We start from the raw sequence: 8,998 nt of genomic DNA on the forward strand, positions 1-8,998 counted from the left end.
AAAAAAATATAAAAATTTTAATGATGTAATTGATTATTTACATGATATTAAAAACGATATTATAAATAATTTGAATGAGTTTTTAGATGGTTCAGATTTGCAAAGAAAAGTACCATTAAGTAAAAATAAAAGATTTTTAAAATACCAAGTAAATGTTATCACCGATAATTCTGATTTAAAAGGAGCTCCAATAATTATGGAGTTGAATCCTACATATAATAATCTTTTTGGAAAGGTTGAACGTGAATCGGATATGGGTACATATATTACAAATTTCACTTTAATTAGAGGGGGAGCTTTACATAAAGCAAATGGCGGCTACTTAATTATACCGTTAAAAGAACTTCTTTCAAATTACTTTTCGTACGAAAGTTTAAAAAGGGCTCTTAAAAATAGTGAAATTGTAATTGAGGATATTAGTGAACTTTACGGTTTTTTAAGTACAAAAAGCCTAAAACCTGATCCAATTTCACTGAATGTTCAAATAATATTAATTGGTTCACCAAGATTATACTATTTACTGTATGAATTAGATGAAGATTTTAAAGAATTATTTAAGGTTAAAGCAGAATTTGATACGTCAATGGATTACTCCACACAAAATATAAAGGATTTTGCAGGAGTTATATATAAATTAGAACAGGAGAATAAATTACTTCCGTTAGACGAAAAAGCGATAACATGTGTTGTAGAACAAGCATCTAGAATGGTTCATGACCAAAATAAACTTTCTATAAAATTTGGAGATATTAGCAATTTTTTAATAGAGGCACACCACTATGCAAAGATAGATGGTACAGATAAAATTACGTTAAAGCATATAAATGAAGCTATTGATGCCAAATATTATAGATCTAACCTTATTCAGGAGAAAATTAATGAAATGATTAAACGAAATCAGTTAATGATTCCATTAGGGGGATTCGAAATTGGTCAAATTAATGGCTTATCAGTATTGAATTTGGGAGATATTACTTTTGGCAAACCAAATAAAATAACTGCCAGTATAGCAACGGGTAAAAAAGGTTTAGTTGATATTGAAAGAGAAGCAAAGCTTGCAGGACCAATTCATACCAAAGGTGTACTTATTTTACAGGGTTATTTGCTTGAAAAATATGCCCAGAAAAAACCAATAAGTCTTTTTGCAAGTCTTGGTTTTGAACAAAGTTATTCTGAAATTGAAGGAGATAGCGCTTCAAGTGCTGAAATGTATGTAATTTTATCAAGTCTTTCGCAATTGCCTATAAAACAAGGTATTGCAGTAACTGGGTCTATTAACCAGAAAGGAGAAGTACAACCTGTTGGCGCAATAAATGAAAAGATAGAAGGTTTTTTTGAAGTGTGCAAACAAGTTGGTTTAACGGGTGAACAAGGTGTAGTAATTCCTAAAAGTAATGAGCAAAACCTAATGCTTAAACAAGAAATTGTTGACGCGGTTAAAGAAAAAAAGTTTCATGTTTGGTCAGTTTCCACTATTGATGAAGGTATTCAAATTCTTTTAGGGCATCCTGCAGGAAAACAATTGAAAAACAAATCTTTCACCAAAAATTCTGTTCATTATTTAGTAGATAAAAGAATAGATGAATTAAATAAAAATATTAAAAAATTCTCAGAACTAAAAAAATGATTTAATAATCTTTTTTATATAAGTTTATTATAATTGTTTTAATAAAAAGTATTCAAAATATTACGTTATTATCTATATTTCTATTTTCTTTGTGCAATAAATAAAATAAAATTGAAAAAAATCACAATTGCTATTGATGGCTTTTCATCAACAGGTAAAAGTACCATTGCAAAAGAGTTGGCAAAAAAATTAAAGTATGTTTATGTTGATTCTGGTGCAATGTATAGAGCTGTTACTTATTTTGCAATGGAGAATAGTATTATTTCAGACACTTTTTTTTATAAAGATGAATTAATAAAAAGATTAGATGATATTATTTTAACTTTTAAATATAACACATCTCTTGGTTTTGCTGAGATTTACTTGAACAATGTAAATGTTGAAAAAGAAATAAGAACTTTGGGAGTTTCAAAACTTGTTAGTAAAGTTGCGGAAGTTTCAGAAGTTAGAAAAAAATTAGTTGAGCAACAAAAAAAATTTGGTGAAAACAAAGGAGTTGTAATGGATGGAAGAGATATAGGAACTGTTGTTTTTCCGAATGCAGAATTAAAACTTTTTATGAATGCATCGGCGAGTAAAAGAGCAAAAAGACGTTTTGATGAACTTATTAAACGTGGAGATCAGGTTACTTTTGAGGAAATATTAAAAAATGTTGAGTATAGAGATCATATAGATTCTACGCGCTATGATTCTCCATTAATTAAAGCCAGTGACGCTATTGAAATAGATAATTCTAACTTAACCTTAGATGAACAATTCAATATTATTTATACAATTGTTCAAGAAAAGTTAAAAACTGTTTAAGGTATATTTAAGTACTTATGAGTTTGTAATGAAATTTTCCAGTGTGGATTTTTCATTACAAATTCAACAATTAGCGGTGTCATTTGTTCTCTTTTACTCCATTCTGGTTGTAAATACAATTCACAGTTGGCGTTAACTTTTGCAGCTTGTTCTTCAGCAAATTTAAAATCGTGCTTATTAGAAATAATAACTTTTAATTCGTGTGCTTCATTATAAATTCCATCTAAAGGAAGTTTTATTTTTTTAGGAGATAGACAAATCCAATTCCATTTTCCGGATAATGGATAAGCGCCAGAAGTCTCGATATGTGTTTTTAGATTAAGTGCTTGTAATTTTGTTGTAATATAATCTAAACTCCACATTAATGGTTCTCCACCAGTTACAACAACGGTATTTGCGAATTTTTTTGCATTTTCTATAATAGTATCGGTGTTTGTTGGAGGGTGCAAGTTTGCGTTCCAACTTTCTTTTACATCGCACCAATGGCAACCAACATCACAACCTCCAATTCTAATAAAATAGGCTGCTTTCCCTGTATGAAAACCTTCACCTTGTATTGTATAGAATTCTTCCATTAAAGGTAACATTTGACCTTTATTAATTTGTTGTTGTATTGCTTGATTTATCATGCTGCAAATATAAACATTAAGGCTAACAATAAATAAATAGAATATAATTTCTGTTGAAATTTTTAATTTGAGTTTTATATCTTATTTTTAACAAAATTTTGAAAATGGATAGAAAAGAAGCTTTTTTTAATCATATTACTGAAGGGTACGCAACTAAAGGAGATTTTATTACATTTGGTTCAGCTATTTTAGACGGAGAAACTATAAAGGATGCCTTTGTAAAAGTGCCATTAAAAACATTAAACAGGCACGGATTAATTGCTGGAGCTACTGGAACAGGGAAAACAAAGTCGTTACAAGTAATGGCTGAAAACTTATCTGAAAAAGGTATTCCTGTACTTTTAATGGATATTAAGGGAGATTTAAGTGGATTGGCAATGCCAAGCCCTGGACATAGAAAAATTGATGAAAGGCATGAAGCTATTGGATTGCCTTTTGAAGCTAAAAAATTCCCTGTTGAAGTCTTATCAATTTCGGAGCAAGAAGGCGTTAGATTAAGAGCAACAATCTCAGAATTTGGTCCAGTTTTATTATCAAGAATTTTAGATTTAACAGAAACTCAAAGTGGAATAGTATCCATTATTTTTAAATATTGCGATGACAATAAACTTCCTTTATTAGATTTAAAAGATTTTAAAAAAATATTACAATATGCAACTGCTGAAGGAAAAGAAGAAATACAAGCAGAATATGGTAGAATTTCTACGGCAAGTACAGGTTCTATTTTAAGAAAAATTGTAGAAATTGAACAACAAGGAGGTGATTTGTTTTTTGGTGAGCGTTCTTTTGATGTAAAAGATTTGGTGAGAACAGATTCCGAAGGAAAAGGAATAATTTCAGTATTACGTTTAACTGATATACAAGATAAACCTAAATTGTTTTCTACATTTATGTTGCAGCTATTGGCTGAAATATATTCAACATTTCCTGAACAAGGTGATAGTGGAAAACCTGAATTAGTAATATTTATAGACGAAGCTCATTTAATATTTGACGAAGCTTCAAAAGCATTATTATCTCAAATTGAAAGTATTGTAAAATTAATACGTTCTAAAGGAATTGGGTTGTTTTTTGTAACTCAAAACCCAAAAGATGTTCCAGAAGATGTATTAGCGCAATTGGGTTTAAAAGTGCAACACGCCTTAAGAGCATTTACTGCTAAAGATAGAAAAGCTATAAAATTAGCTGCTGAAAATTATCCAGATTCTGAATATTACGATGTTGATGAATCTTTAACACAATTAGGAATTGGTGAAGCTTTTGTTTCTGTATTAAATGAAAAAGGAATTCCAACACCATTGGCTGCAACAATGATGCGAGCCCCAATGAGTAGAATGGATATATTATCCGATAAAGAATTGAAGCAATTAATAGATACTTCAAGGTTATATTATAAATATAATGAAACTATTGATAGAGAAAGTGCTTATGAAATTTTAAATGAAAAAATTGAGGCAATAAATAAAAAGGAAGCAGTTGAAGAAAAGAAACAGCAAGCCTCAAAATCGACAAGAAGATCAACACGTAAAAGCACAAGAATGAACCCTATTTTAAAAGTAGTTACAAGTGCCACTTTTATTAGAGGTGTTTTAGGAATATTAAAACGCGTTATGTAATTTCAAATAAATTACAAAACTAAACGTTACTATTAAATTATATAAAATTGTAATTAAATTATGTCATTGTTAAAAAGATGTCTTATTGTATTAATTTCATTAGTATTTATACAATGTGGAAAAGAAAACAAATTTCTAATTGAAAAAGGTAGTGTAGGTTCTTTAAATAAACAAACTTCTATATTAGAATTAAATACAATTTTTAAAATGGATTCAATTGTATCAATTTATCCAGATAAAGCTGAAAAAGATAAAATTTTTTCTCTTGATAAAGAAGAGTATGTTATTTTTTCAAAAGATGGAAAAAAATTATTAGAAATTGTTCCAACCGATCAAAATGATTCCTTATCAAAAATAAGGAGTATTCAAATTTTTGATTCGAATTATATTACAGATAAAGGAATTTCATTAAAATCAACATTTAAAGATATTAATGAGAATTATATGGTAAACAAAGTTGAAACTACATTAACATCTGCCACGTTGTTTATCGATGAATTAAATGCTACTATTTCTATTGATAAAAAGGAATTAGGGCTAAACACTTTTAGTAGAGAAGAAGTTTCTATTGATCAAATTCCAGATATTGCAAAAATTAAATACTTCACTATTTGGTTTAATTAATATTATGAGTGCTTCCGATAAAACAAAAGTTAAAAGAGCTCCTAAAAGAGGTTTTTATGATTGTGAAACTATATATAATATTTTAGACAATAGTTTTATTTGTCAAGTTGCTTTTGTACATAATGGCTATCCTGTAATTATTCCAACTATTTATGGAAGAAAAAAAGACCATATTTATATTCACGGAGCCACTGTAAGTAGAATGCTAGTGGAATTGGAAAAGGGATTCCCAATTTCAGTTAATGTTACTGAAACAAATGGAATTGTATTGGCACGTTCAGCATTTCATCATTCTTTAAATTATAAATCTGTTACAATTTTTGGGGAAGCATTGCTTGTTACTAATGAAGATGAGCGTATTTTAGCTCTTAAAATTATTTCAGATCAAATTATTCCAAATCGCTGGGAAGAAGTTAGGTTGCCTAATGAAAAAGAAATGAAAGCAACAAAAATTATTAAAATCCCAATATCGGAAGCATCTGCAAAAATTAGAACTGGACCACCTATAGATGATAAACAAGATTATGATTTACAAATTTGGGCTGGTGTAATTCCAATTAAAACAACTATGGATATTCCAATAGCTGATCCATTATTAAAAGATGGAATCCTCATTCCTCAAAGTGTAAATAATTTGATGAAAGATTAATTAGTCTAAATAGTATTCATTATTCATTTTTGCAACGGTACATTTCCATTTTAAATCAGTTTTAATTTTAACTTTTAAAGCTTGACTTTGGTGTGGCTCTCCATGATTAATGAGGGTTAACTTAGGGGGCTCATTAAAATGTTGTAACCAATCTAACAATTCACTTTGATCAGCGTGTCCTGAAAACTCATTTATTTTAAATACTTCAGCTTTAATTTTATAGTATTTACCAAAAAATTTAAGTTCAGAATCTCCTGAAAGTAAGGATCTACCTCGAGTTCCTTCAGCTTGATATCCAACAATTAAAATACTATTTTTTTCATCTGAAATTAATTTATCTAAATAATGAAGTACTCTTCCTCCAGTAATCATTCCACTTCCTGCTAATACAATTTTAGGTTTTTCATCATTTACTATACTTTTAGAAGTATTAACACCACTAATTAACTGAACAGTAGATAACATACTTTTAATATCTTCGTCCGTTAACGTATGTGCATTTTTATATTTTAAGTAAACTTCCGTAGCGTTAACACCCATTGGACTATCTAAATAAATTGGGATTTTCGGTAGTTTTCCTTCACGCTTTAAAACGCTTAAAAAGTAAATAATTTCTTGTGCTCTTTCAACTGAAAAACTAGGAATTACTAGGATTCCTCCTTTAGAGTATGTGAGTTTAATGTATCTCAATAATTCTTCAGTAATAATTCTATTTTTATGTAACCTGTTTCCGTATGTAGATTCAATTACTACATAATCGGCTTTTTCAATGTATTCATATTTAGGCAGTAGAATTGGCTCTTTCCTTCCAATATCCCCAGAAAATACTATAATTTTTCCTTTAACATTCAAAACTACAAAGGCACTTCCTAAAATATGTCCACTGTTTATAAATTGAAATTTTATATCATCATTTATTTTAATCCAAGTATTTAAATCGAATGTTTTTAATCTTGTTATTGCACTTTGAGCATCTTCAATATCATATAAAGGAATTGCGGGATCGTGACTTGTATAACTATATTTATTAGCTCTTCTTGCATCTTCTTCTTGTATTTTTCCGCTATCTAGTAAAATGATTTCAGTTAAATCTCTAGTAGCTTTTGTACAATAAACTTTTCCTTTATAACCATTTTTAACCAAAATAGGAAGATATCCGGAATGATCTAAATGTGCATGTGTTAAAATTATTAAGTCTAATTCATCTAGGTTAATAGGAAGATTATCCCAATTTTTTCTTCTCAATTCTTTTAAGCCTTGAAATAGACCGCAATCAATTAATATTTTTGTGTAATCACTTTCTAATAAAGCTTTTGATCCTGTAACTGTGCCTGCTCCTCCTAAGAATGTAAGTTTCATTTCTTTAGATTTATACATTTAATACTATAAATTGAGGTGAGATTCACTTACTAATTTACGATTTTTAATCCATTTTTTAGTAATTTTAAATGAATTATTAAAAAACTCTTTTTATACTTATAAATTATTTAAATGAAAAATTATCACATTCAAAAATCACCATTTATAGTACCAACTACAGATGGTAAATTAATTGAAGAACATTTTGGTTTAGCAAGTGTTATTTCAGAATTAAGTATTGCACGTATGGTTGCTCCTCCAAAGTGGAGTGAACCTTTTCAAACACCTAATTTTGATGAATACACCTACATTATTAAAGGAAAAAAACAGTTTAATATAGATGGAGATTTGGTTGTTTTAGAGGCCGGAGAATCTATTAAAATTTTAAAAGGAACAAGAATTCAGTATTCCAATCCGTTTGATGAAGCATGTGAATATTTAGCAGTTTGTTTACCAGCTTTTTCTGTGGATTTGGTAAATAGAGCAGAAAATTAATTGATAATGAAAGATTAATAATAAACAAATCAAAGTCTAATATTAAGAATGAGTTGTCAGTAATTGCATTATAGAATCTAATACCAGTATTTTATACCTTATACTAGATTAAAAAACCTACCATTTTCTTTCGCAAGCTAATAAAGTGTTTTTTAAAAGCATTGCAATTGTCATAGGTCCAACACCTCCCGGAACAGGAGTTATAAATGCGGATTTAGGGCTTACACTTTCAAAATGAACATCACCAGCCAATCTATAACCTCGTTTTTTTGAAGCATCTTCAACTCTAGTAATTCCAACATCAATAATAGTAACACCATCTTTAACCATATCGCCGGTTAAAAACTCTGGAATACCTAATGCAGCAACAATAATATCAGCTTGTAAAGTAAATTCTTTTAAGTTTTTTGTTCGGCTATGAGCAACTGTAACTGTTGCATTTCCAGCTGGTCTTTTTTGACTCATTAAAATACTCATTGGGCGACCCACAATATGGCTTCTTCCAATAACAACAACGTGTTTACCAGAAGTTTCAACGTTATATCGTTCCAATAATTCTAAAATACCAAATGGCGTTGCTGGTAAAAATGAAGGTAAATCCAACGTCATTCTACCAACATTTGTTGGGTGGAAACCATCTACATCCTTATCTGGATTTACTGCCATTAATACTTTTGACTCGTCAATATGTTTTGGTAATGGTAATTGAACTATAAAACCATCAATATTATTGTTAGTATTAAGATTTTCAATTTCTTTTAATAAACTTTCTTCTGAAGTTTCTTCAGGTAAATCAATTAATGTAGAATTAAAACCAACCAATTCACAAGCTTTTACTTTGGCATTTACATAGGTCATACTTGCACCATCAGTACCTACTAAAATAGCTGCTAAATGTGGTGTTTTTTTTCCTTCAGCTTTAAGTTTTTTTACTGATTCAGCAATTTCAATTTTTAAATCTGCTGATGTTTTTTTACCGTCTAGTAATATCATTTGTGTATTTTTGACTTTAAACTTTTGCCTTAATTAACTATTTCCCCATTCCTTTCATCATTTGCATCATTTGTCTGCCGCCACCACCTTGCATCATTTTCATCATTTTACTCATTTGAGTAAATTGTTTTAACAATTGATTTACTTCCTGAATGCTTGTTCCAGATCCTTTTGCAATTCGTTTTTTTCTTGTTGCATTAAT

General features: G+C 29.1%; 9 protein-coding genes and 1 pseudogene. 6 read left to right on the plus strand and 4 right to left on the minus strand.

Translation table 11 applies throughout. The features are described from left to right. Positions 1-1,627, plus strand: a 1,627-nt coding sequence (locus AB1Z17_RS04240) for a Lon protease family protein (RefSeq protein ID WP_368050551.1), incomplete at its 5' end; no start/stop codon positions are given. A gap of 111 nt (positions 1,628-1,738) precedes the next feature. Continuing rightward, complete coding sequence (gene cmk / locus AB1Z17_RS04245; RefSeq protein ID WP_368050552.1) at positions 1,739-2,431, plus strand: (d)CMP kinase; 693 nt, start codon at positions 1,739-1,741, stop codon at positions 2,429-2,431. On the opposite strand, the gene AB1Z17_RS04250 is transcribed toward cmk, so the two are convergent. Beyond that, positions 2,428-3,060 carry a 7-carboxy-7-deazaguanine synthase QueE gene (locus tag AB1Z17_RS04250; protein WP_368050553.1) on the minus strand — a complete coding sequence of 211 codons (633 nt, stop codon included), beginning with the start codon at positions 3,058-3,060 and terminating at the stop codon, positions 2,428-2,430. The two genes, cmk and AB1Z17_RS04250, sit on opposite strands and share 4 nt — an antisense overlap. A 104-nt stretch (positions 3,061-3,164) precedes the next feature. On the opposite strand from AB1Z17_RS04250, the gene AB1Z17_RS04255 reads away from it, so the two are divergent. From AB1Z17_RS04255 to AB1Z17_RS04265, 3 genes are read left to right on the plus strand one after another with little or no spacing between them, the layout of a single operon-like run. Further along, a complete protein-coding gene (locus AB1Z17_RS04255) occupies positions 3,165-4,676 on the plus strand; it encodes a helicase HerA-like domain-containing protein (protein WP_368050554.1) in 1,512 nt (503 codons plus the stop codon). A 60-nt stretch (positions 4,677-4,736) separates the two neighbouring features. After that, positions 4,737-5,300 (plus strand): hypothetical protein, encoded by a 564-nt coding sequence (locus AB1Z17_RS04260; protein ID WP_368050555.1) that lies wholly within the window; start codon positions 4,737-4,739, stop codon positions 5,298-5,300. A 4-nt stretch (positions 5,301-5,304) separates the two neighbouring features. Beyond that, a complete protein-coding gene (locus AB1Z17_RS04265; protein WP_368050556.1) occupies positions 5,305-5,949 on the plus strand; it encodes a pyridoxamine 5'-phosphate oxidase family protein in 645 nt (214 codons plus the stop codon). On the opposite strand, the gene AB1Z17_RS04270 is transcribed toward AB1Z17_RS04265, so the two are convergent. Then, the gene (locus AB1Z17_RS04270; RefSeq protein WP_368050557.1) at positions 5,950-7,308 is read right to left on the minus strand and encodes an MBL fold metallo-hydrolase RNA specificity domain-containing protein; all 1,359 of its coding nucleotides are present in this window, start codon (positions 7,306-7,308) and stop codon (positions 5,950-5,952) included. Between the two features lie 132 nt (positions 7,309-7,440). Between AB1Z17_RS04270 and AB1Z17_RS04275 the strand changes: the two genes are divergently transcribed. Next, positions 7,441-7,803 (plus strand): cupin domain-containing protein, encoded by a 363-nt coding sequence (locus AB1Z17_RS04275; protein ID WP_368050558.1) that lies wholly within the window; start codon positions 7,441-7,443, stop codon positions 7,801-7,803. Between the two features lie 117 nt (positions 7,804-7,920). Here AB1Z17_RS04275 and AB1Z17_RS04280 read toward each other — a convergent pair whose 3' ends face one another. Together AB1Z17_RS04280 and AB1Z17_RS04285 are read right to left on the minus strand one after the other, a co-directional pair. Further along, positions 7,921-8,796 (minus strand): bifunctional 5,10-methylenetetrahydrofolate dehydrogenase/5,10-methenyltetrahydrofolate cyclohydrolase, encoded by an 876-nt coding sequence (locus AB1Z17_RS04280; RefSeq protein WP_368050559.1) that lies wholly within the window; start codon positions 8,794-8,796, stop codon positions 7,921-7,923. Between the two features lie 37 nt (positions 8,797-8,833). Next, positions 8,834-8,998, minus strand: a pseudogene (locus AB1Z17_RS04285) (signal recognition particle protein); the annotation flags it as partial.

The sequence above is a fragment of the Lutibacter sp. genome (assembly GCF_040883305.1).
Taxonomy (GTDB): Bacteria; Bacteroidota; Bacteroidia; order Flavobacteriales; family Flavobacteriaceae; genus Lutibacter.